Annotated in this window: 15 protein-coding genes; 11 read left to right on the top strand and 4 right to left on the bottom strand. The window is 70.6% G+C overall.

Going from position 1 to position 22,235, the window contains the following annotated elements; translation table 11 throughout:
* Positions 1-639: 639 nt before the first annotated feature.
* The 3 genes from QZ607_RS10460 to QZ607_RS10470 all read right to left on the bottom strand — a co-directional run bounded on the left by QZ607_RS10460 (position 640) and on the right by QZ607_RS10470 (position 2,815).
* Positions 640-2,022 (bottom strand): glycoside hydrolase 100 family protein, encoded by a 1,383-nt coding sequence (locus QZ607_RS10460; protein WP_295882494.1) that lies wholly within the window; start codon positions 2,020-2,022, stop codon positions 640-642.
* 84 nt (positions 2,023-2,106) lie between these two features.
* Positions 2,107-2,466, bottom strand: coding sequence for a hypothetical protein (locus tag QZ607_RS10465; RefSeq protein WP_295882495.1), 360 nt, complete (start codon positions 2,464-2,466; stop codon positions 2,107-2,109).
* A gap of 13 nt (positions 2,467-2,479) precedes the next feature.
* Positions 2,480-2,815 carry a hypothetical protein gene (locus QZ607_RS10470; RefSeq protein ID WP_295882496.1) on the bottom strand — a complete coding sequence of 112 codons (336 nt, stop codon included), beginning with the start codon at positions 2,813-2,815 and terminating at the stop codon, positions 2,480-2,482.
* Positions 2,816-2,987: 172 nt separating this feature from the next.
* Here QZ607_RS10470 and ubiG point away from each other — a divergent pair, with 172 nt between their 5' ends.
* From ubiG to QZ607_RS10485, 3 genes are all read left to right on the top strand, one after another.
* The gene (gene ubiG, locus QZ607_RS10475) at positions 2,988-3,752 is read left to right on the top strand and encodes a bifunctional 2-polyprenyl-6-hydroxyphenol methylase/3-demethylubiquinol 3-O-methyltransferase UbiG (protein WP_295882497.1); all 765 of its coding nucleotides are present in this window, start codon (positions 2,988-2,990) and stop codon (positions 3,750-3,752) included.
* A gap of 3 nt (positions 3,753-3,755) precedes the next feature.
* Positions 3,756-4,367 (top strand): NAD(P)-dependent oxidoreductase, encoded by a 612-nt coding sequence (locus tag QZ607_RS10480; protein ID WP_295882499.1) that lies wholly within the window; start codon positions 3,756-3,758, stop codon positions 4,365-4,367.
* A 97-nt stretch (positions 4,368-4,464) separates the two neighbouring features.
* A complete protein-coding gene (locus tag QZ607_RS10485; RefSeq protein WP_295882500.1) occupies positions 4,465-5,361 on the top strand; it encodes a Uma2 family endonuclease in 897 nt (298 codons plus the stop codon).
* A gap of 158 nt (positions 5,362-5,519) precedes the next feature.
* On the opposite strand, the gene QZ607_RS10490 is transcribed toward QZ607_RS10485, so the two are convergent.
* Positions 5,520-6,875: a TRZ/ATZ family hydrolase gene (locus QZ607_RS10490; RefSeq protein ID WP_295882502.1), complete on the bottom strand. Its 1,356-nt coding sequence runs from the start codon at positions 6,873-6,875 to the stop codon at positions 5,520-5,522.
* A 411-nt stretch (positions 6,876-7,286) separates the two neighbouring features.
* Between QZ607_RS10490 and mtnA the strand changes: the two genes are divergently transcribed.
* The 8 genes from mtnA to serC all read left to right on the top strand — a co-directional run bounded on the left by mtnA (position 7,287) and on the right by serC (position 21,665).
* Positions 7,287-8,348, top strand: a complete 1,062-nt coding sequence (gene mtnA / locus QZ607_RS10495) for an S-methyl-5-thioribose-1-phosphate isomerase (RefSeq protein ID WP_295882504.1) — start codon at positions 7,287-7,289, stop codon at positions 8,346-8,348.
* Between the two features lie 201 nt (positions 8,349-8,549).
* Positions 8,550-9,068: a cupin domain-containing protein gene (locus QZ607_RS10500; protein WP_295882506.1), complete on the top strand. Its 519-nt coding sequence runs from the start codon at positions 8,550-8,552 to the stop codon at positions 9,066-9,068.
* Between the two features lie 246 nt (positions 9,069-9,314).
* Positions 9,315-10,532: a hypothetical protein gene (locus QZ607_RS10505; RefSeq protein ID WP_295882508.1), complete on the top strand. Its 1,218-nt coding sequence runs from the start codon at positions 9,315-9,317 to the stop codon at positions 10,530-10,532.
* Between the two features lie 289 nt (positions 10,533-10,821).
* The gene (locus tag QZ607_RS10510) at positions 10,822-12,039 is read left to right on the top strand and encodes a hypothetical protein (protein ID WP_295882510.1); all 1,218 of its coding nucleotides are present in this window, start codon (positions 10,822-10,824) and stop codon (positions 12,037-12,039) included.
* A gap of 98 nt (positions 12,040-12,137) precedes the next feature.
* Positions 12,138-12,482: a Uma2 family endonuclease gene (locus QZ607_RS10515; RefSeq protein WP_295882512.1), complete on the top strand. Its 345-nt coding sequence runs from the start codon at positions 12,138-12,140 to the stop codon at positions 12,480-12,482.
* Positions 12,483-12,684: 202 nt separating this feature from the next.
* Complete coding sequence (locus tag QZ607_RS10520; RefSeq protein WP_295882515.1) at positions 12,685-17,256, top strand: TIR domain-containing protein; 4,572 nt, start codon at positions 12,685-12,687, stop codon at positions 17,254-17,256.
* A gap of 381 nt (positions 17,257-17,637) precedes the next feature.
* On the top strand, positions 17,638-20,283 hold the full coding sequence (gene gyrA / locus QZ607_RS10525) for a DNA gyrase subunit A (protein WP_295882516.1): 2,646 nt from the start codon (positions 17,638-17,640) through the stop codon (positions 20,281-20,283).
* Positions 20,284-20,582: 299 nt separating this feature from the next.
* Positions 20,583-21,665 carry a 3-phosphoserine/phosphohydroxythreonine transaminase gene (serC, locus tag QZ607_RS10530; protein WP_295882517.1) on the top strand — a complete coding sequence of 361 codons (1,083 nt, stop codon included), beginning with the start codon at positions 20,583-20,585 and terminating at the stop codon, positions 21,663-21,665.
* Positions 21,666-22,235 lie beyond the last annotated feature (570 nt).

The raw sequence follows: 22,235 nt of genomic DNA on the forward strand, positions 1-22,235 counted from the left end.
CGGCAGGGGTGATGGACTGCGGATGAGTCTAGCAGTGTCGGTACAGAAACTGTCAAAGAGATCGGTGATATTACTGTTTGAAGGATCGGTGATGAGCTTCTGCTCGTCGGCCGTCACGCGCGGGGCTGCGCTGGGATCGTGGCCCGGCGCCCAGGGTTGCACGCGGTCTGGGGCTGAGTGCATCACCGCGATCCGCTGCTGGCGGGGCGATATCACGGGCCGGACGCCGGGGCGAGGTGGACGCGCTGTCACGCCGGCGGCAGTGCGGCGGCGTGCGGCCGTTCGTCAGGGATGGATCGGGGTCAGCGGCAGCACGGACATCCAGCGGCCCGTCTTCGCGCCCCTCCCGCAGGCTGTGTCCGGGCTGGTGGGGGGTGGCGTCTACCGCCTGGTGTGGGTGGGACAGGTCCCGGCAGGGGTGTGCCGCAAGCAGCCGGCGTGCACCCGGGACAAGGAGCCGACGGCGGCGGTCCTACGGCGCGACCGCGCACCAGCATCGCACCGCAGGTCCGCTGCGGATGCGATGCCCGTGCCGGGCGCCAGGATTGGGCAGCATGCTGGGCACCGGCACCGGCGCTGGTCACGGGCGCCGGTCACAGGCGTTGGGACGGCGCTGGTCGGTGGCCGGCCGCAGCCGCGTCAGTCGCCCGCGTCGCGCTGGTCGACCGCGCAGAACATGTCGAGCAGCTGGTCGTTCTCGACGATCTTGTGGCCCAGGATGTAGCCCGCCGCGGACCACACCTGCCGCAGGTGCGCGCGGCGGCCGATGAGATTGCCTGCACGGCCGTCGTAGTACTCGGGGAAGTTGGCCTGCGGTAGGCCGTGGTCGGCGACATCCAGGGCCAGTTGCGCCAGGTCGCCGCGGCCGGTCTTCATGGCGGCGGCGACGAAGGCCCAGATGAGCACCGGCCAGTTGCCGCCGTTGTGGTAGGACCAGGGCACGTTCTTGGGGTCGCTGCCGGTCATGAAGATCCACTCCTTGCCGACGACTGCGGGGTAGACCAGCTTGGCGGGCATGTTGCCCACGAGGTCCTCCCAGCGGTCCTGGTACAGGCGCATGATGCCCTGCGCCTCGCGCTGGCTGGTGATGCCGAAGATGATGGCGAGCAGGTTGCCGAGGGCAAAGAAGCGGAAGTCCATGCGCCCGGGGCCGAGGTTGCCCACCAGATAGCCTGCGCGTGCCGGCAGCCAGTCCACCACCCATTCCGGGATGGACTCCGGATAGATGTTCAGCATGTTGACGCTGCCGGTGCCGAACTCTTCGGTGCGGTAGCGGTGGATCTCGTTGAGGCGCTCCATGTCCAGCCAGTAGAAGAGCTGGATGTAGTTGCGCAGCATGTTTTCGCGCTTCTCCGCCAGCACCAGCACGTCGTGGGACTCGGGCGTGTCCCGCAGCAGCTCGATGGCGCTCACCAGCATGCCGTAGAAGAGCGACTGGATTTCGAGCGGGTGGCCGTAGACACCCATGCGCCGGTCGATCATGAAGCTGCCGTCCGGCACCAGCAGGGTCGGGAAGACCTCGAAGCCCTCCCGCAGCGTGAGATCCAGGATACCGCGCAGCGCCCGCTGCACCTCCGGCTCCATGGCGAGCGTCTTGTCGCCGGTGGCGCGGCAGTAGATGTTGAGCAGGATGACCCACCACATCATGGCGTCCACCGGTGCGACGCGGCCGATGGCATGGTCGCCGAAGTCGGCGCGCACGCGCTCCTGGCCTGCGTCGTCGATGCCGACGCGGAAGCTCGCGGGCAGCACTGCGGGCTCGATCTCGTGGCCGTGGATGCGCTGGTGCTGGCTGCGCAGGCGCAGCACGGTGCGCAGGAAGTTACGCACGATGTCGGCCTCGCCGTCGGCCAGGAACACGAGCGCCGACGGGATGAAGTCCCGCACGAAGCAGTCGTGATAATTCTCGGCCTCGGCACCCCCCGCGGCGATCGCGGCCACGGTGCCCACGGGCTCGCCGCCATAGGTCATCACCGAGCTGTGCAGCAGTTCGTAGGCGGATGCGATGGCGTCTTCGTTCAAGCGCGGGCTCCGGTCGGGGGCGGTGGCTGTGGGGTTTGGATGGAAGGCTGTCGGCGGGCGGCGCCGACCCGCGTGCGCGCCCGGTCAGCCGAGCGCTTCGCCGAGGAGGCGGTTGGTGAGCAGCAGCGCGGCGACGGTGAGTCCGAGGAAGGCAAGCGCCAGCAGGCTGTACCAGAGCCGGGCGACCCGGCGCTTGAGCCGGCTCAAGCCGGTGACATCGGCCGGCGGCGCCGGCGGCACCGTCTCGAAGGTGCTGATGAACACCACGGCGCACAAGCACCAGAGCAGCCCCAGGATGGCGGGCAGCAGCAGGGGATCGCTGGTCTGCGGGTCGCCGAACAGCACCAGGTAGGTCGCGAGCGCAAAGGCCAGGAGCCCGAGCGCAACGAGCAGCGGTCGCGCCGGCCGCAGCCAGCGGGCGAAGCCTTGCAGCCGATGAAGCATTGGCGATCCGGCTCTAACGCGGCCCGGCCAGGGGTTGGAAGCCCAGGGAGCGGGCCGCGTCGAGCCCGGCCGCGTCGATGCTGAAGACGTTGATCCGCCCCGTCGGGGCGCCGCAGACCTGCACATGCAGCATGCCGTCGGACGCCGAGCGGGCGGCGTGGACGCGGATGCCGGCGGCCTCCAGATCGTTGCGCATGGCGGCAGGCGATATGCCGCTGTCCGGCTCGCACTGGCGGCTGCCGTCGGCCTTGAAGACCTCGACGCGTTGGGCCGTCCCGGCGCTGCCGGCGGCGCTGCAGGCTGCCAGGGCCAAGCCCAGGACCAGCCCGGGCGGTGGGCGTTTGTGCATCGTCGTCTCTTGCTGCGGTGGCGGACACCAACACCAGAGTCTAACGGACCAGCCCGCAGCCCGTCGCCCGGCTTGGTGCTGGGCTGCTCTGGCCTCGAAGTCGAGCGCTTGCAAAGGCGGCGGCGCAGCCAGATATCGCCGCCAACGCCGACTCCACAGCTTCCCGCCTGCCATGACCGCCGCCCACCTCAGCGCCTCGGACATCGACCCCAGCGAAGTCGAGTACTTCGAGAAGCTCGCCCATCGCTGGTGGGACGACCAGGGTCCGTTCTGGCCATTGCACAAGTTGAACGCCTTTCGGCTCGACTATGTGCGCGACCGGCTCTGCGCCGCCTTCGGCCGCGACCCCGGCGCCGCGCGCCCGCTGGAGGGGCTTGAGATCCTGGACATCGGCTGCGGCGGCGGCATCCTGAGCGAATCGGTGCACGCCCTCGGCGCGCGGGTCACGGGCACCGAGATCACGGAAAAGAACATCCGCGTCGCCGAAATTCATGCCGGCTGGTCCGGGGCGGACATCGACTACAAGCTCGTCACCGCCGACGACCTCGCCGCCACCGGCGCGACATTCGATGCCGTGCTCAACATGGAAGTGGTGGAGCACGTGGAGAACCTGCCGGACTTCCTGGCCAGCTGCGGGCAACTGGTGCGTCCAGGCGGCGTCATGGTGGTGGCCACCATCAACCGCACGCCGGTGGCCTGGCTCAGCGCCATCATCGGCGCCGAATACGTCCTCGGCTGGCTGCCCAAGGGCACGCACCACTATCGCAAGCTGGTGAAGCCGCAGGAGCTGCGGGCAGGGCTCGGTGAGGACTTCGCCGTCATCGACGAAACCGGCGTCCGGGTGAATCCCTTCAACCGCCATTTCTCTTTAAGCGGCTACAAGGGCATCAACTACATGATGGTCTTCCGGCGCGCCGACGCCGCCGGGGGCGCCTGAGCCATGCGTATCGCACTCTTCGGCGCCACCGGCGGCACCGGCACGCAGGTGCTGGAACAGGCGCTCGCAGCAGGTCACAGTGTCCAGGCCCTCGCCCGCGATCCCGGCAAGCTTGCACCCCACGAGGGACTCAACGTGATCCAGGGCGACGTGCTCGACCAGGCCGCGACAGACGCCTGCGTGCAGGGCGCGGACGCCGTCATCTGCGTGCTGGGCACCAAGCCCGGCAACGAGCCCGTGGAAGCCGCCGGCACGGAGCGCATCCTCGCCGCCATGGACAAGCAGGGTGTGCGGCGCCTCATCGCCGTCAGCTCCATGGGCGTGGGCGACAGCATCGACCAGATCAACCTCGCCTTCCGCGTCATCATGAATCTGACGCTCAAGCGCATCATGCAGGCCAAGGAAGCGCAGGAGCGGCTCATCATGGCAAGCGCCACGGATTGGACCATCGTTCGCCCCGGCGGGCTCACCGATGGGCCACTCACCGGTGCGTATGCCGCCGGCACCGACAAGTCCATCAAGGCCAAGCGTGTGTCGCGGGCGGACGTCGCGGACTTCGTGGTCAAGCAGCTCACCGATGATCGCTACATCCGACAAGCGCCGGCGGTGAGCTGAGCGCTCGCAGCGCCGGGCTTTCGGTCAACGGCTTGACCGCACCCATTCCCTCTGCTGGAATTTTGAGAATCGCTGATGGCCCGCATGTGACACCGTCATGAACCACCCCGCAGCTGCACTCCCGCGGTTGCCCACCGAGGACGATCTCCCCAGCGACGACGGAGAGCCGATGGAGACCTGGCGCCATCGTCTGCAAATGGACCTGCTCATCGACGCGCTGCTGCCCTGGGCCGAGGCGCGCGGTGATTGCTTCGTCGGCGGCAACATGTTCCTGTACTTCAGTGAGGAGCAGCTGCGCGGCAAGGACTTTCGCGGCCCGGACGTCTTCGTCGTCCTCGGTGTCTCGCCCCATGAGCGCAAGAGCTGGGTGGTCTGGCAGGAGGGCAAGGGACCTGACCTGGTCATTGAGCTGGTCTCCGAGACGAGCCGTCAGGTGGACAAGGTGGAGAAGAAGCAGATCTACCAGGACCGGCTGCGGGTCGCCGAGTATTTCTGGTTCGATCCCTGGGCACCGGAGGACTTCGCCGGCTTCTCCCTGGTGGACGGCCGCTACCGGCCCCTGACGCCCACCGCCCCGGGGCAGATCCCGAGCCCCCTGCTGGCCCTGCGCCTCGGCTGGTGGGACGGCAGCTTTCGCACTGTCGAGACCCGCTGGCTGCGCTGGTGGGACGCCGACGGCAATCTGTTGCTGACGCATACCGAGATCGCCCAAGCCGAGGCGGCGGCTGAGAAGGCGCATGCCGAGGCCGCCCAAGCCGAGGCCGAAGCCGCGCAAGCCGAGGCAGAAGCCGCGCAAGCCGAGGCCGAAGCCGCCCAAGCCGAGGCCGAAGCCGCCCAAGCCGGGGCGGAAGCCGCGCAAGCCGAGGCAAAAGCAGCGCAGGCCGAGGCCGACGCAGCCCAGCGCCAACTCGCCGAAGAGACCCGCCGCGCCGAAACCGCCGAGGCAGAGCTGCGCAGGTTGCGGGCGCTGATCGGCAAAGAAGGCGACGCCTGAGCCGGTTGTCGCCTCGGTGCGGGGCCGCGCTCTGCCGATCGTCTCTTCGCACTGCCGTGCGGCGGCCATCAGCGCAGCCATATGTAACGGCGGCTCGCGTCGGGTTAAGCCTGGAGACGAGGTCCCGCCATACGGTGGAGGGGTTGAGCCGCCGATGGTCAACCGGATTCCGGGGGGCGTGTGCTGACCCGCCCACGCGACTCGTCTCCGCCGATTCGCGCGCCCCACGCCTTGGCGGCGGCGATGATCGCCGGCGGGTCCAGCGTCAGCGGCGCACCGTCGCGCAGCACCTGCCGGCCGCGGATCCAGACGTGGCGCACCTGGTGGCTGCTGGCGGCGTAGACGAGCTGGGAGCAGGGGTGATAGACCGGCTGGGTGTGCGGGTCGCCCAGGTCCACGGCGACGACGTCCGCCGCTTTGCCCACCTCAAGCGAGCCGATCTCCCCATCCAGCCCCAGCGCCTTGGCGCCGTTCCAGGTGGCCATGCGCAGGGCCTGTGCTGCCGGCAAGACACTGGCCGCACCGGCCACGCCTTTGGCCAGCAGGGCGGCGGTGCGCATTTCGCCGAGCATGTTCAGGTCATTGTTGCTGGCGGCGCCATCGGTGCCGAGTGCCACGTTGACACCCGCCGCGAGCAGGTCGTGCACCGGGCAGAAGCCGCTCGCAAGCTTGAGGTTGGACTCCGGGCAGTGCACCACCTGGGTGTCTGTCTCGGCCAGGCGTGCGATCTCCTCATCCTCCAGCTGCGTCATGTGCACCGCGATCAGTTGCGGGCCCAGCAGTCCGAGCCGGTCGAGCCGGGCGATGGGCCGCTCGCCGTGGGCGCGCAGCACCTGCTGCACCTCGTCGCGGGTCTCGTGCAGATGGATGTGCACGGGCACCTCCAGCTCGTCCGCCAGGGTGCGCACGCGCGTGAGCGGTGCCTCCGACACGGCATAGGTGCTGTGCGGGGCGAAGGCCGGGCGCACCAGCGGGTGGTCGCGCCAGCGGTCGTAGAGCTCCAGGCCCCGGCGCAGGTAGTCGTCGGCGTTGTCGGCGTAGCGGGTCGGAAAGTCCACGACGATCATGCCGGCCAGCACGCGCATGCCGGCCTCCGCGCAGACCCGCGCCGTGACCTCCGCGTGGAAATACATGTCGTTGAAGCAGGTGATGCCGCCGCGCAGCATCTCCAGCAGTGCGAGCCGTGTGCCGTCGGCGACGAATTCCGCATCCACCCAGCGCCCCTCGGCGGGCCAGATGTGCTCGTGCAGCCAGGTCATCAGCGGCAGGTCGTCCGCCAGCCCGCGCAGCAGGCTCATGGGCGAGTGGGTGTGGGCGTTGATGAGTCCGGGCATCAGGGCGTGGCCCGCCAGGTCCAGGGTTCTGGCGGCCTCGATCTGGGCCTCGGCCTCGGCCCGCGGCAGCAGGGCGGCAATGCGCCCGTCGGCGATGCCGAGGCTGTGCTTTTCCAGGGTGGCATCGCTTGCGTCCACGGGCAGGACCCAGTCGGCGTGGATCAGGAGCTCTGTCTGCATATGGTTGCTCTGCGTCGGTGTAGCTGGTGTGGCCTGGGCCGCGGATGCGACTGCCCCGGGTGCCGGCATCGGGGTCAGCAGCAGGGCCGTTCTAGCGCAACGCGGCGGACGACGCAAAGCCGGCTGCGCCATGCCCATAGCCCGGCCATGTCGCTGGCGCCGGCCGCCCGGGTACGCCGGATTCATCCGGCCCCTGGGGAGAGGCGACTTCAGTCGCCCGGGGCAGAGGTTGCCGGGGCGGGCGGACGTTCGGCTGCTCCGGCGGATGACTGAAGCCGGCGCAGCCGATGGCCGACTGAAGTCCGCGTACCTGGGGAGACTGCTTCCGCTCGGCGTCCGCCCCTTGAGCTGGGGCGGCCGCCGGTCAAGAATGCGCCCCAGACTTCGACTCTGTGCCGCCGCTGCTGCCCAATGAACATCCCTGACCCCCTCGCCATCCACCCCGACAACGCCATCGTCTGGCACGACGACAGGCTCTATCTGCTCGATCAGCGCATCCTGCCCGGGGAGACGCGGTTTCTGGCCTGCGCCTCCGCGGCCGAAACGGCTGCGGCGATCAAAGACATGGTGGTGCGCGGGGCGCCCGCCATCGGGATCACGGCCGCCTATGGCGTGGTGCTCGCGGCGCGGGACAGGTTCCGGGGAGACCCGGCCGGCTGGCGCGACGGCGTGGGCGCGGACATCGAGCTGCTGGCGGCGAGCCGGCCCACGGCGGTGAACCTGTTCTGGGCGCTGGAGCGCATGCGCCGGCTCATCAATGCGCTGGAGGCCGCCGACCCGGTGCCCGCCCTGCTCACCGAGGCGCGCAGGATTCACGAGGAAGACGCCGCCGCCAACCGCGCCATGGGCGACTTCGGCGCCGAGCTGATCCACGGGCCGACGGACATCATCACCCACTGCAACGCCGGGGCGCTCGCCACCGGTGGCTATGGCACGGCGCTCGGCGTGGTGCGCAGCGCCCACGCTGCGGGCAAGGTGCGGATGGTCTATGCGGATGAGACCCGGCCCTGGCTCCAGGGCTCGCGCCTGACGGCCTGGGAGCTGGCGCAGTCCGGCATCCCGGTCACCGTGCAATCGGACAACGTCGCCGCGAGCATGATGGCCCGGGGCGAGGTGGGCTGGGTCGTCGTCGGCTCGGACCGCATCGCCGCCAACGGCGACGTCTGCAACAAGATCGGCACCTATGCCCTGGCAGTGCTGGCGCGCCATCACGGGGTCGGCTTCATGGTGGCGGCGCCCACGTCCACCATCGACATGCAGGTCGAGAGCGGCGCCGACATCCCCATCGAGGAGCGCGATCCGCAGGAGGTGCTCGCCTGCGGCGGCAAGCGCATCGGCCCGGAGGGCGTGGGCGCCCACAATCCCGTGTTCGATGTGACGCCGGCGGCGCTGGTGGACTGCATCGTCACCGAGCGCGGGGTCGTCCGGCAGCCGGATGTGGACAAGATCCGGGCGCTGATGGCCGCCGTCTGACTATCCGCCGCCGGCAGATGCCTTGGAGGAGCCAGCGGCGCTCCAACATTGGGTGGACGGGGCGCTCACCGCCGCACGGCGGGCAAGTGCGCAAAGACATCAGTGACCACACCTGGCTCACAGTCACCCTATACGGGTCAAGCAAGCATGCGACACCGCACCTTCCATCCTTGTTCTCGTCATGTGTCACGGCGTCTGGCCGTGCTCGCGTTGCCGCTGATCCTCGCCGGCGGCCTGACCGCCGCGCATGACCATGAGGAGGCGCCGGCGACCGGGGAATACGCGCAAGCTGCCGGTGGCGAGCAGGGCATCGTGGTGGTCTCTGCGCCGGAGGAGATCGTGTCCAGGCAGCGGCTGCCGCAGTTCGTCGGCATCTCCGGGGCCACCGCCGGCGCCACCGGGCTTTCCATGAACCTCGTGGTGATTCCGCCCGGTGCGGCCGCGGAGCCGCACACTCACTCCGGTTATGAGAGCGTTGTCTACCTGTTGGAGGGCCGTGTCGAGACACGCTATGGACCCGGCCTCAAGCAGTCCGTGATCAACGAGGCCGGCGACTTTCTGTTCATCCCGCCCAATGTTCCGCACCAGCCCGTCAACCTGAGCGATACGGAGCCCGCCCGGGCCATTGTCTCCCGCAACGACCCCAACGAGCAGGAGCACGTCATTCCTTACGATCCGGCCGCGGACGCCGCCGCCCAGGCAGGCTCGCCAACGCCCTGACGGCACATCGGCGGCGCCTTTCCTCCCGCGGGCAGGGGTGCGGCCCCACGGTGCCGCCCGAAGGCGAGACCCGCGTTTCCCGCACCCCTCTGCACGGCCTTCCCTCCAACGGCGGAGCCGCTGCCATCCGGCAACCTAAGCGCGCGTGCACCGGGGCGGCTCCAAGGGCCGGAGGTGCGTACCTACGGTGGCGGCGAGCCGGAATCTTCACGCCGCCATCCACTCATTGGCGGCCGGTCTCGACACATGACAGCTTCTAGGCAGCGGCATGCCGTGCCGGCGGTGGTGGTTGGCATGCACCTCGGCGGTCTTGGTGTGACGCGCAGCCTGGCCGCCGCCGGTGTGCCGGTCATCGCGGTCCATGATTCGGCCGAGGCGCCGGAGATGGCCAGCCGCCGCATCAGCCGGCGGATCGTGCTGCCCATCCGCACACAGGGCCTCATCGACGGCTTGCTCGAGCTCGCCCGGGAGCTGCCGGAACGCCCCGTCCTGATTGCGACGGTGCGTCTGCCGCTGCTGCTCATCTCGGAATATCGCGCGCGCCTGGAAGAAGCGTATCGGTTCGTGCTGCCACCGCACGCCGTGGTGCAGGATGGGGAGAACAAGGAGCGGCTCTTGCCGATGGCCGAGCGTGCCGGCCTGCAACTGCCGCGCACGCTGGTGCTGAAGGACGAGACCGCCCTGGCATCCGCCGCCGGCTTTCGCTACCCGGTGATCCTCAAGCCCGCCGACAACGATCCGGCCTACATGCGCCGCTTCAAGAAGGCCTATATCCTGGAGGCGCCGGAGGTGCTGACGACCCTGGTGCGGTCCATCTGGCCCTACTACCAGGACCTGGTGCTCCAGGAATGGATCCCCGGCGGCGACGACCACCTCTATTTCTGCCTCCAGTATCGGAGCGCAGCGGGCGAGGTGCGCGGCTCGTTCGTCGGTCGCAAGCTGTACTCCTGGCCCCCCGGCAAAGGGGCGACGGCGGCCTGTACCGCAGATCACCAGTACACCGGCGAGGTGCGTGCGGTCACCGATGCCCTGCTCGGCGGCATCGGGGCCAACGGCTTCGGGAGCATCGAGCTCAAGCGTCATCGCCACACCGGTGAGCTCTTCCTGATCGAGCCCACCGTCGGCCGCACCGACCAGCAGGAGGAGGTTGCCATGCTGAACGGCATCAATCTCCCCTACATCGGCTATTGCGATCAGCTGGGTCTGCCGTTGCCGGACATGCGGCCCGCGGAACGCCCGCAGACCTGGGTCAACCCCATCGCCACCCGCTGGGCGCGCCAGCAACTGCGCGCGCAGGGCGAGCCCCGGCCGGGGCTCCGCGTCGGCGGCGGTGCGGTGCACGATGCCTACTTCCGCCTGACCGATCCGGCGCCTGGGGTTCTCGGCAGGCTTGCGCTGATGCCGCGCATCGGCAGGCCGCTGCGCCGCTCCTACGCCTTCATGCGTCGGCTGGCCGTGCGCTGAGGTCCCTTCCCTGGGTCCGTCCAAGCCGCCCCCTGGCCGGTGTGCATGGCTCGGCAGGGCGAGGCGGTCCACACGCGTGTTGCCCGCCCGAGCTGGGCGCAAGCGCCTGCTCCGGCACTGGGCCGCGACGCAATGGCTGCAAGCGTTGTGCGCCGCGGTGCGTTGCGGGTGCGCGCACCCGCCTGGCGTTTGCTTGGCCAGGCGATGAGGGTTTTCATGGTGGCGGAGATGGGGGAGAATCCCAGCCCCCTGCGCCGCGTCGGCGCTCTCAGCAGCGCTGCTCGCGTGGATGGCCAGATCGCCGCAAATGCATCGGGTGCCGGCGGTGGTGGTCGGCATGCACCTCGGCGGTCTCGCGGCGGTCCGTGGGCTCGCCGCCGCCGGCGTGCCCGTCATCGCCGTGCACGACGACCCGCACGCGGCGGAAATGGCCACCCGGCACGCCCGGCGGAAGGTCATCCTGCCCATCCGCTCCGAACGGCTCATCGACGGGCTGCTGCACCTCGCCCGGGAGCTGCCCGAGCGTCCGGTGCTGATGGCGACGCTGCGGCTGCCCTCGCTGCTGATCTCGGCGCACCGGGCACGGCTGGAGAGCGCGTTTCGTTTCGTGCTGCCGGACCATGCAATCGTGCGGGACGCGGAGAACAAGGCGCACCTCGGCGGCCTGATCGCCGGCAGTGAGCTCCGCCTGCCCCGCACGCTGGTCCTGCACGGGGAGGCTGCCCTGGCCGAGGCTTGCGGGCTGCGCTTCCCGGTCATCCTGAAGCCGGTGGACAACGACCTCGGCTACATGCAGCGCTTCGAGAAGGCCTACATTCTGGACGATGCCGAGGCGCTCCAGGTGCGGGTTCGCGCCATCTGGCCCCATCACCGCGAGCTGGTCGCCCAGGAATGGATTCCGGGCGGCGATGATGCGCTGTATTTCTGTCTCCAGTACCGCAGCCCCGCGCACGGTCGCTTAGCCTCCTTCGTCGGCCGCAATCTGTACTCCTGGCCGCCGGGCAAGGGCGCCACCGCCGCCTGCACGGCGGCGGGCGAGCACCGCGCCGAGGTGGAGGCACTCGCCGATGCCTTCTTCGGGCGCCTGGACCTAACGGGATTCTGCGGCATCGAGCTGAAGCGCGACCCGCGCACCGGGTCCTTTTACGTCATCGAGCCCAGCATCGGACGCACCGAGCAGCTGGAAGAGGTTGCCATCCTCAACGGCGTCAACCGGCCCCATTGCGCCTATTGCGACCAGGTGGGCCTGCCGCTGCCGCGGGAGCGGACGTCGCCGCAGGCGCACACCTGGCTCAATTCCATCACCACCCGCCGTGCCCGGCACCATCTGCGCGCCCGCGGCCTGCCGCTGCCGCCGCTGCGTCCCGGCCGTGGGCGTGCCTACGACGCCTATCTGCGCCTCACCGACCCGATGCCGGCTCTGCTGAGCCGCCTGGCGCTGCATCCGCGCGTCGCCCACCCCCTGCGGCGGCGCTACGCCCAGGTGCGCCGACTCTTCGCGCGCTGACCTGCCGGCGCGGCTCCGGCCCGCGCCGCGCCGGTGCCCCGCGCGCAGCAGGCAGTGCATTGGGGCCACGCGACGACCCGTGTCGGACCCAAAACCCCGTGATACTCGGCGATCTCAATGCCCCGCAGCCTGACATTGCCGTGCTGAAGCCGCGGGAGGACTTCTACGCGACCGGGCACCCGCACCCGGACGACGTGCTGCTGCTCGTCGAGGTTGCCGACACCAGCCCCGCCCACGACCGCCACCGCAGGCTCCCCCTCTACGCCCGCTTCGGCGTCCCCGAGGTCTGGCTTATCGACATCGGCGGCCGGGCAGTGACCATCCATCGTGATCCGCAGCCGGCCCAGGGCAGCTACGCCACCAGCTTCCTGTTGGAGTCGCCCGGGCTGATCCGGCCGGTGATGCTGCCGGACCTGGAGCTGGACCTCTCCGCCCTGCTCTGAGCAGGATCCCCGCGACCTCCGCCGCGCCGGCCGAGCCGCGACGACTCCCGACCGGGCGCCTGCCGGGGCTCTGATCGCACCGGGGACGGGGCTCCCGCGGCGCCGGACGGACCCGATGCGTTAACCTTAGCCGCTGACGGCAAGCAACCGCATCGCCCCAGCGCGGTCAATCGCGCGGGCAAAGGACACAGGAGCAGCGGACATGCCCCAACCCCGGGTCTTCATCAGCTATAACAGCAAGGACCGCGCGCTCGCCCTGCCGTTGGTGGAGGCGCTGAAGGCCCGCGGCATCGAGCCCTGGATCGACCAGGAGCAGCTCCCGCCGGGCAAGACCTGGCTGCCGCTCTTGGAGCAGGGGCTCACGGACTGCACCGCGGTGGTGGTGCTGCTGGGGCCGAACGGCATCGGCCCGGTGCAGCAGGAAGAGGTCTCGGCGGCCCTGGGCCAGGCCCGCCGCGAGGGCAAGCCGGTGATCCCCGTGCTGCTGACGGATGCCGCGCCAACGCCGCCGCTGCTCGGCCAATACGGCCACGCGGACCTCGCCGACGGTCCGCAGGGGGCAGACTTCGAGCGCCTGCTCGCCGCCCTGACCGCCCGCCCGGCCCCGCCGCCGCCCCCGCCGCCGCGCGAGCACACTCTCGAGGTCCGTGCCGACGGCGAGGCGCTGACGGCGCGCTGGGACGGCGGCAACGAGTTCCCCCTCGCGCTGCCGCTCACCAAGGCGGACCTGGACGAGCTCGCCTGGTACCTGGAGCGCTACATCGACTGGCCGGACGCCGGCGAGCAGGCCCGCGCCGCGGCGCTGGAGTCCCGGCTGCAAGACTGGGGCGTCGCCCTGCGTGACGCCCTCTTCCCCGGCGGCGAGCAGAACGCGATCTACGCCGGCATCCGCGACTTCCTGGACGCCGACCCGGCGCAGCGCGTGCTGCTGACCCTGGCCGCGGACAGCCCCGCCTTCCTGATCCGCCCCTGGGAGATGCTCCGCGACGCCCGCGGCCCGCTGGCCCTGCGCGGGTTGACCCTGCGCCGGCGGCTGCGCCGGGACGAGGCGCCGGCGGCCGGCTTCCAGCCCGGCCTGCCGCTGCGGCTGCTCTTGATCGTGAGCCGCCCGGAGGACACGGGCTTTATCGACCCGCGCACCAGCGTGCGGCCCGTGCTGGACGCCCTCGGCGCCCTGCGGCAGGGGGCGGACGACGCCGACGCCCGCATCCGGGTCGACTTCTGCGAGCCGCCGACCCTCCCGGAGCTGGAGCGCCGGCTCTCGCGTGCCCGAACCGCCGGCGAGCCGTATCACATTGTCCACTTCGACGGCCACGGCCAGTATTCCCCCGACACCGGCGTCGGCGCCCTCTGCTTCGAGGACGACCGCGGCCGGACCCAGCTGGTGCCCGGCCCGCGCCTGGGCGACCTGCTGAGCCGGCTCCAGGTGCCGCTGGTGCTGCTGGAGGCCTGCCGCGGCGCGCAGCTGTCGGACCGGCCCGTGTTCGGCGCCGTCGCGCCGGCGCTGCTGCGCGCCGGCGTCGGCAGCGTCATCGCCTTCTCCCAATCGGTGCACGTGGAGGCCGCCCGGCTGGTGAGCGAGCGCCTCTACCAGCAGCTCATCCAGGGCCGCAGCATCGGCGCCGCGCTGGAGGAGGCCCGCAGCCGGCTCCATGCCCGGCGCGAGCGCTGGCTCACCACCGCGCCGGACGCCCCGACGGTGAAGCTCCAGGACTGGGTGGTGCCGCAGCTCTACCAGGCCGGCGCGGACCCGGCCCTGGTGCCCGCGCACCAGGCCGCCCCGGCGGATGCCGACGAGCTGCCCGTTGACGACGTGCGCCTGCCCGGCTTCCCGCCGCCGCCCCGGTACCGCTTCCAGGGCCGCGCCCGCGAGCTGCTGCGCCTGGAGCGGCTGTTCCAGCGCCACCCCGCCGTGCTGCTGCACGCCGGCGGCGGCATGGGCAAGACCGCGCTCGCCCGCGAGGCCGCCCACTGGTGGCGGCGCACCGGCCGTTTCCCGCACGCCGTCTTCCACAGCTTCGAGACCGCCGCCGGCGCCGAGGCCGTGGTGCAGGCCATCGGCGAAGCGCTCGGCGGCGAGGGCTTCGCCAGCCTCGGCCCGGACGCGCAATGGGCCGAGGCGGTGCGGCTTTTCCGCGCCAGCCGGCTGCTGCTGGTCTGGGACAACTTCGAGTCCGTGCTGCCCGCCTTCCTGGGGGCGCCGGCTTCCAGCCGGCCCGCGGACGCCGGGTCCGCGTCCGCGCCAGCCCCGGAAGCAGCATCCACCGACGGCCCACCGCCCCCACCCCTAGCACCCGCGGAAGCCCCGCGCGGTGAGCCGGCCGATGCAGCCGGCGGGACGCCGGCGCTCCACGACCTGCTCCCGGACCTCCAGCGCCTCTACCGCGACCTCACCGACACCGACGACCCCAAGCGCCTGCGCGGCCGCCTGCTGGTCACCTGCCGCCCGGCGGAGACCGGCCTGGACGGCATCGCGGGCTTCGGGCTAGCCGGCCTCGCCCGCCCGGACGCCCTGCACCTGCTGCGCGGCATCGTGGACCGCCGCGAGATCGACCTGGGCCGCCCCGGCTACGGCCGCGACGCCATCGAGGCCCTGCTGGAGCGACTCGAAGACCACCCGCTCTCCATCGAGCTGATTGCGCCGCACCTGAAGGACCTGACGCCCACGCGCATCGCCGACGAGCTCGCCCAACGCCTGCACCAGTTCCAGGACCCGGCCCACGCCGAGGGCCGCAACCGCTCCCTGCTCGCGTCGCTGGACTTCTCCCGCGGCCGGCTCAGCCCCCGCGCCCGCGACGCCCTGCCCTGGCTCGGCTGGTTCCAGGGCGGCATGTTCGAGCGGTTCCTGCTCGACTTCAGCGAGATCCCGGCGTCCGACTGGTCCGCCATCCGCGCCGAGCTGGTGGCCACCGCGCTGCTGCGGGTCGAGGACCTGCCGGAATTCAACACCCCGTACCTGAAGCTGCACCCGACCCTGGCCGACGCGGTGAGCGCCGAGCCCGCGGCCGGCGACGACACGCGCGCCGGCCGCTTCGTGGATGTCTACCTGCAGGTCGGGCGCATGATCGACGGCGCCCTCGGCGGCTCCCGGCCCGCCGCCGGCATGGCCCTGACCCGGCTGGAGCTCGCCAACCTGCGCCGGGCACTGGAGCTGGCCTTCGCGGCCGGGCGGCACCGGGACGGCTGGGCGCTCGGCGATACGCTGGGCAAGTTCCTGAATCGCGCCGGCCGGCTGCGGGAGCGCGACCGGCTGGTGGAGCGGGTGCGCTCGGCCATGCCGGCGGACCGGCTCGACCCGGCCGCGTGCGCGGCGATCCGCCAGCACGCCTGGAGCCTGTTCACGCGCGGCCAGGCGCAGCAGGCCCTGGACGCGGTGCAGGACCTGGAACGGCGGCTCGGGGCCGGCGGGGGCGCCTGTGAGCTGGTCGATGGCGACGCTGCGCGGGAGCTGGCGCTGGCCCGCTGGTACCGCGGGCGCATCCTGCTCACCGCCGATCGCCCGGACCTGGCCCTGACACCGCTGGAGCAGGCCATTAACGCCCTCCGCACCCTGGGCGACGCCGAGCGCGCCAACCTGTCCGCGGCCCTCGGCGACCTCGCCAATGCCCTCAGCGCCCTTGGCCGCACCGAGCCGGCGCTGGCCGCCGCCGATGAGGGCCTCACCATCAACCGCGCGCTGGGCCATGACCGCGCGCTCGCCGCCGGCCTGGGCCGGACCGCCGCGATCCTGAGGGCCGCCGGCCGCCACGCCGAGGCCGAGGCCCGCTATGGCGAGGCCCTGGCCGCCGCCGAGCGCGTCGGCGACCTGGAGCTGCAGGGCACTACGCTGGCGCACTTGGGCGTCCTGCAACAGGACACCGGCCGCACCGCCGCGTCGGTGGACACCCTGAGGCGGGCGCTGCGGCTGTTCCAGCAGGCCGGCAACGGCGTCGGGGAGATGCAGACCTGCGACCTGCTGGGCACGGCCGAGCAAATGCTCGGCCGCCTCGACCCGGCCGAGGCCTGGTACCGCAAGGCCCTTGGCCTCGCCGAGCAGCTCGGCGTGCAGGCACAGGTCGGCGGGACGCGGCAGAACCTCGGCATCCTGTTCCAGCACCGCGCCGAGGGGCTGCCAGGCGACGACCCGGCGGCGGCGCCCGAGCGCGCGCGCTGGCTCGCCGCCGCGGTGGCCGAGATCGAGGCGAGCCTGGCCATCAACCAGCAACGGAACGACCGGCTCGGCGCGGCCAGCTCCCACACCCAGCTCTCGCAGCTGCATCGGCTGCGCGGCGACCTGGACCGGGCCGAGGCCGAGGCGCGCCACGCGCTGGCCATCCGCGAGCCGCTGAGCCATCCGGAGACCTGGAAGGTCTACGCCAGCCTCGCCGACATCGCCCGCGCCTGCGGCGACGCCGCCACGGCCGCGGACTGGCAGGCGAAGGCCGATACGCAGCGGGAGGCGCAGGAACGCCGCGCACGCGGCGACGACACCGGCGACCCTGCCGGTGGCGGGCCCGATGCGGACCCCGGCGCGGGCGCCGGCACGGCGCCGGACCAGCAGCTCATGGACGCCCTGCTCGCGCTCGCCCGCGCCGTCCACCAGGCCCGCACCGCGGGCGAGCCGCTGCCGCCGGACGCCGCCGAGGCCCTGGCCCAGCTCGCCGGCCTGCCGGCGCCGCTGGGCGGCCTCGGCGCCTTCTTCCAGGCCATCGCCGACGGCCGGACCCCGGCACCGCCCGCCCTGCCCGAGCCGCTGGACCAGCTCGCCGACGCCCTGCTCGAGGCGCTGCGCTGAGCCCGTGCCCATCGCGCCGGGGACGGCGCTCCCACAACCGCCGGCTACAGCGTGAAGCCGGCCCTGAAGGGATTCTCCAGCAGCAGAGGCCCTACGCGCCGGCCGTCCTGCATGTCTGCTGTCAGGAGGCGCGTGACGCCCGCGCCGCGGGCGGTCTGCACCAGCATCGCATCCCAGAATGCAAACCCATCGCCTGTTCGTGGCGCAGGCCGGCATCGGTATCGCGCGCAGAACGCCTGCCGACCCCATGAGCGTGCTATCATTACGGACTTTTTTCAGGCCCGGCTCGGCGCCCTGAGGCGCGTCCGCCGGGCGTCTTGCGGCGCCGCCGCCCTGCTGTTCCCGCCCGTGCGCCGACGGACCCGCTGACGCCACCCGCCCATGCCAGATTTCGCCCGAGAAGTCCTCCCTGTCCGGCTCGAAGACGAGATGCGCCAGTCGTATCTCGACTACGCCATGAGCGTCATCGTGGGGCGGGCGCTGCCGGACGTGCGCGACGGCCTGAAGCCCGTGCACCGTCGCGTGCTGTACGCGATGAGCGAGCTCGGCAACGACTGGAACAAGCCCTACAAGAAATCGGCCCGCGTCGTCGGCGACGTCATCGGTAAGTACCATCCCCACGGCGACACGGCGGTCTACGACACCATCGTGCGCATGGCGCAGTCGTTTTCCATGCGCTACATGCTGGTGGACGGGCAGGGCAATTTCGGCTCCGTGGACGGCGACTCGCCGGCGGCCATGCGCTACACGGAAGTGCGCATGGCGCGCATCGCCTCGACCCTGCTGGACGACCTCGACAAGGAGACCGTCGACTTCGTCCCGAACTACGACGAATCCGAGCACGAGCCGACGGTCCTGCCCGCGCGCTTCCCGAACCTGCTGGTGAACGGCAGCGCCGGCATCGCGGTGGGCATGGCCACCAACATCCCGCCGCACAACCTGCGTGAGGTCATCGACGGCTGCCTCGCCATCATCGAAGACCCGTTGGTGGGCGATGAGCGCCTGATGGAGCTGATCCCGGGGCCGGACTTCCCCACCGCCGCCATCATCAACGGTATCCGCGGCATCCGCGAGGCCTACCGCACCGGCCGCGGCCGGGTGCAGCTGCGCGCCCGGACCCACACCGAGACGAACAAGCGCTCGGGCCGCGAGTCCATCATCGTCACCGAGCTGCCGTACCAGGTGAACAAGGCGCGGCTCCTGGAGAAGATGGCGGAGCTGGTGAAGGAAAAGCGCCTGGAGGGCATCGCCGAGCTGCGCGACGAGTCCGACAAGGACGGCATGCGCATGGTCATCGAGATCAAGCGCGACCATTACCCGGACGTGGTGCTGAACAACCTGTATCAGCACACACAGATGCAGACGGTGTTCGGCATCAACATGGTGGCGCTGGTGGACGGCCAGCCGCGCACCCTGACGCTCAAGCAGACCCTGGAGCACTTCCTGCGCCACCGCCGCGACGTGGTCACGCGGCGGACGATCTACGAGCTGCGCAAGGCCCGCGAGCGCGCCCACATCCTGGAAGGCTACACGGTGGCGCTCGCCAACATCGACGAGGTGATCGCGCTCATCAAGGCCTCCGAGAGCCCCGCCGCCGCGCGCGAGGGGTTGATGGCGCGCACCTGGCCGCCCGGCGCCGTATCCGGGATGCTGCAGCGCGCCGGCGCCGAGGAGACGCGCCCGGACGACCTCGAGAGGGGCTTCGGGTTGATCTCGGAAGGAGATGACGCCGGCCAATACAAGCTGAGCGAGCGCCAGGCCCGCGCCATCCTGGACCTCCAGCTCCAGCGCCTGACGGGCCTGGAGCAGGACAAGATCGTCAAGGAATACGAGGAGATCCTGGACAAGATCGCGGACCTGCTGGAGATCCTGCGCAACCCGGACCGGCTGATGCAGGTGATCCGCGAAGAGCTCGAGGCCATCAAGGAGCAGTACGGCGACGAGCGCCGCACCGAGATCGTCCAGGATCAAAACGATCTGACCCTGTTGGACCTCATTGCGCCGGAAGACGTGGTGGTGACGCTCTCCCACGCCGGTTATGTCAAGGCCCAGCCGCTGTCTGAATACCAGGCCCAGCGCCGCGGCGGCAAGGGCCGCAGCGCCGCCAGCACCAAGGACGAGGACTTCATCGACCGGCTCTTCGTCGCCAACAGCCACGACACCGTGCTGTGCTTCTCCAGCCACGGCAAGGTCTACTGGCTCAAGGTCTACGAGCTGCCCCAGGCGAGCTACGGTGCCCGCGGGCGGCCCATTGTCAACCTGCTGCCGCTGGAAGCGGGCGAGCGCATCAACGCCACCCTGCCGGTACCGGAGTACGAAGAGGGCAGCTTCGTCTTCATGGCCACCAGCAAGGGCACGGTCAAGAAGACGCCGCTCAAGGACTTTCAGCGACCCCTCGCCCGCGGCATCATCGCCATCGACCTGCATGAGGACGAGTATCTGATCGGCGTGGCCGTCACCGACGGCCGCCAGGACCTGATGCTCTTCTCCACCGCCGGCAAAGCCGTGCGCTTCAACGAGTCCGAAGTCCGCTCCATGGGCCGCACGGCCCACGGCGTGCGCGGCATCTCCCTCGACGACGGCCAGCGGGTCATCTCGCTGCTGGTGGCGGAGCCCGGCACCGTGCTCACCGTCGGCGCCAACGGCTATGGCAAGCGCACCCCGGTGGAGGAGTTCCCCACCAAGGGCCGCGGCACCAAGGGCGTCATCTCCATGCGCATCGGCGAGCGCAATGCGGAGCAGGTGGGCGCCGTGCTGGTGCGCCCCGGAGATGAGATCATGCTCATCACCGAGGCCGGCACCCTGGTGCGCACAGCCGTGGACGGCATCAACGTCATGAGCCGCAACACCTGGGGCGTGAAGCTCATCAACCTGGGCGAGGACCAGAAGCTCGCCGGCATTGAGCGGATCGTGGCCCTGAACGGTGACGACAGCGGGGACGACAGCGGCGGCGAGGATGATGTGCGCGACGGCGACAGCGGTGACGACAGCGACGATGATCCGGGGGCGCCGGCGGATACTGAGTGATCCCGCCTCGCAAGGCAGGGTCTCGCGCAACGGCGCAACGGGCCACCGGCGCAACGGGGGCTGCAAGACCGAGGTGTGAGCGCTCGCTCCACTGCGACCATGTCGGTTTGTCTCGCTCCCGGGCCCGAGCGCGGGCGTGTCCCGGCACTGCTCCAGCGGTGCGTGGCCCGTCGCGTTTTGCGGCGCCGGCACGCGACGCTTGAGCGTCGCTGCCTGCTCCTCGGTCGGAGCATGAGCGCCAGCCGTTCAGCGCCCGCATCGCCACCCCGAATTCAAACCGCCAACCACGGAGCCAACCCATGTCCAGACCCTACAACTTCAGCGCCGGCCCGGCGATGCTGCCGGAGCCCGTCCTCAAGCGCGCACAGGAAGAGATGCTCGACTGGCACGGCAGCGGCATGTGCGTGGCGGAGATGAGCCACCGCGGCAAGGAGTTCCTGTCCATCGCCCAGCAGGCGGAGGCCGACCTGCGCGAGCTGCTCGCGGTTCCCGACAACTACAGGGTGCTGTTCCTGCAGGGCGGTGCGTCGCTGCAGTTTGCAATGGCACCGATGAATCTGCTGGGGGACGCGAAGCAGGCGGACTACCTCAACACCGGCAGCTGGTCCAAGAAGGCCATTGCCGAGGCCAAGCGCTTCGCGACGGTCAACGTCGCCGCCAGCACCGAGCAGGACGGCACCTTCACCCGTGCACCGGCGCAGGCCGAGCTGAGCCTGTCCGCGGACGCCGCCTACCTGCACTACACGCCCAACGAGACCATTCAGGGCGTCGAGTTCCCTTACGTGCCCGAGACCGATAAGCCATTGGTGGCGGACATGTCCTCGACCATTCTGTCGCGCCCCATCGACGTGTCGAAGTTCGGCATCATCTACGCCGGCGCGCAGAAGAACATCGGCCCGGCGGGACTCACATTGGTCATCGTCCGCGACGATCTCATCGGCAGCCCCATCGCCGGCACGCCGGCGATGCTGGACTACAAGACCCACGCCGACGCCGAGTCCATGTACAACACCCCGCCCACCTACGCCTGGTACCTGGCGGGGCTGGTGTTCCAGTGGCTCAAGGACCTGGGCGGGCTTGCCGGCATGGCCGAGATCAACCAGCGCAAGGCGGGCAAGCTCTACGCGGCTATCGACGGCTCGGACTTCTACGCCAACCCGGTGCAGCCGGACTGCCGCTCCTGGATGAACGTGCCCTTCACGCTGGCCGACGCCAAGCTCGACGCGGACTTCCTTGCGGGCGCCAAGGACGCATACCTTCTCACGCTGAAGGGCCACCGCTCGGTCGGCGGCATGCGTGCGAGCATCTACAATGCGATGCCGGAGGCGGGTGTGGATGCTTTGATCGACTTCATGGCGGAGTTCGAGCGCACCAGGGGCTGAGCTGAGCGGCTGATTGGCGCGCGAAGACGCGGAGGGAAGGACGCGGAGAAGAGTGGCACGCGAAGACGGGGAGGGAAGGGCGCGGAGAAGAGTGGCACGCGAAGACGCGAAGACGCGAAGGGAAAGACGCGAAGGGAAAGACGCGAAGGGAAAGACGCGGAGGGAAGGGCGCGGGGAAGAGTGGCACGCGAAGACGCGAAGACGCGAAGGGGAAGACGCGAAGGGAAAGACGCGGAGGGAAGGGCGCGGAGGGAAGGGCGCGGGGAAGAGTGGCACGCGAAGACGCGAAGACGCGAAGGGAAAGACGCGGAGGGAAAGGCGCGGAGGGGAGTGGCATGCGAAGGCGCGAAGGGGGAGGTGCGAAGCGTAGAATGTGCAGGGAGTGGTGCCGGGCAGACGCGTCGTCTTTCCTGGCTTATCCAGGCTTTGGCGCGAGCGATGCTCTGGGGCTGGTGTCTTCGCGTCTTCGCGTCTTCGCGTCTTCGCGTCTTCGCGTGAGACCATCTGGCCTCAGGAGCACAGGTATGCCTGGGCAATCCCGTCGCGGCCCGACTTTCGCGTCTTCTGTCT

Origin of the sequence: uncultured Thiohalocapsa sp. (assembly GCF_913063425.1) — a bacterium.
Classification (GTDB): Bacteria; Pseudomonadota; Gammaproteobacteria; order Chromatiales; family Chromatiaceae; genus Thiohalocapsa.

What these genes read in the sequence shown, in the direction of transcription:
- QZ607_RS10470 (WP_295882496.1), bottom strand. Translation starts at nt 2,815, where the DNA reads ATGCACAAACGCCCACCGCCCGGGCTGGTCCTGGGCTTGGCCCTGGCA.
- ubiG (WP_295882497.1), top strand. Translation starts at nt 2,988, where the DNA reads ATGACCGCCGCCCACCTCAGCGCCTCGGACATCGACCCCAGCGAAGTC.
- QZ607_RS10465 (WP_295882495.1), bottom strand. Translation starts at nt 2,466, where the DNA reads ATGCTTCATCGGCTGCAAGGCTTCGCCCGCTGGCTGCGGCCGGCGCGA.
- QZ607_RS10480 (WP_295882499.1), top strand. Translation starts at nt 3,756, where the DNA reads ATGCGTATCGCACTCTTCGGCGCCACCGGCGGCACCGGCACGCAGGTG.
- QZ607_RS10510 (WP_295882510.1), top strand. Translation starts at nt 10,822, where the DNA reads ATGGCCAGATCGCCGCAAATGCATCGGGTGCCGGCGGTGGTGGTCGGC.
- QZ607_RS10490 (WP_295882502.1), bottom strand. Translation starts at nt 6,875, where the DNA reads ATGCAGACAGAGCTCCTGATCCACGCCGACTGGGTCCTGCCCGTGGAC.
- QZ607_RS10485 (WP_295882500.1), top strand. Translation starts at nt 4,465, where the DNA reads ATGAACCACCCCGCAGCTGCACTCCCGCGGTTGCCCACCGAGGACGAT.
- mtnA (WP_295882504.1), top strand. Translation starts at nt 7,287, where the DNA reads ATGAACATCCCTGACCCCCTCGCCATCCACCCCGACAACGCCATCGTC.
- gyrA (WP_295882516.1), top strand. Translation starts at nt 17,638, where the DNA reads ATGCCAGATTTCGCCCGAGAAGTCCTCCCTGTCCGGCTCGAAGACGAG.
- serC (WP_295882517.1), top strand. Translation starts at nt 20,583, where the DNA reads ATGTCCAGACCCTACAACTTCAGCGCCGGCCCGGCGATGCTGCCGGAG.
- QZ607_RS10520 (WP_295882515.1), top strand. Translation starts at nt 12,685, where the DNA reads ATGCCCCAACCCCGGGTCTTCATCAGCTATAACAGCAAGGACCGCGCG.
- QZ607_RS10505 (WP_295882508.1), top strand. Translation starts at nt 9,315, where the DNA reads ATGACAGCTTCTAGGCAGCGGCATGCCGTGCCGGCGGTGGTGGTTGGC.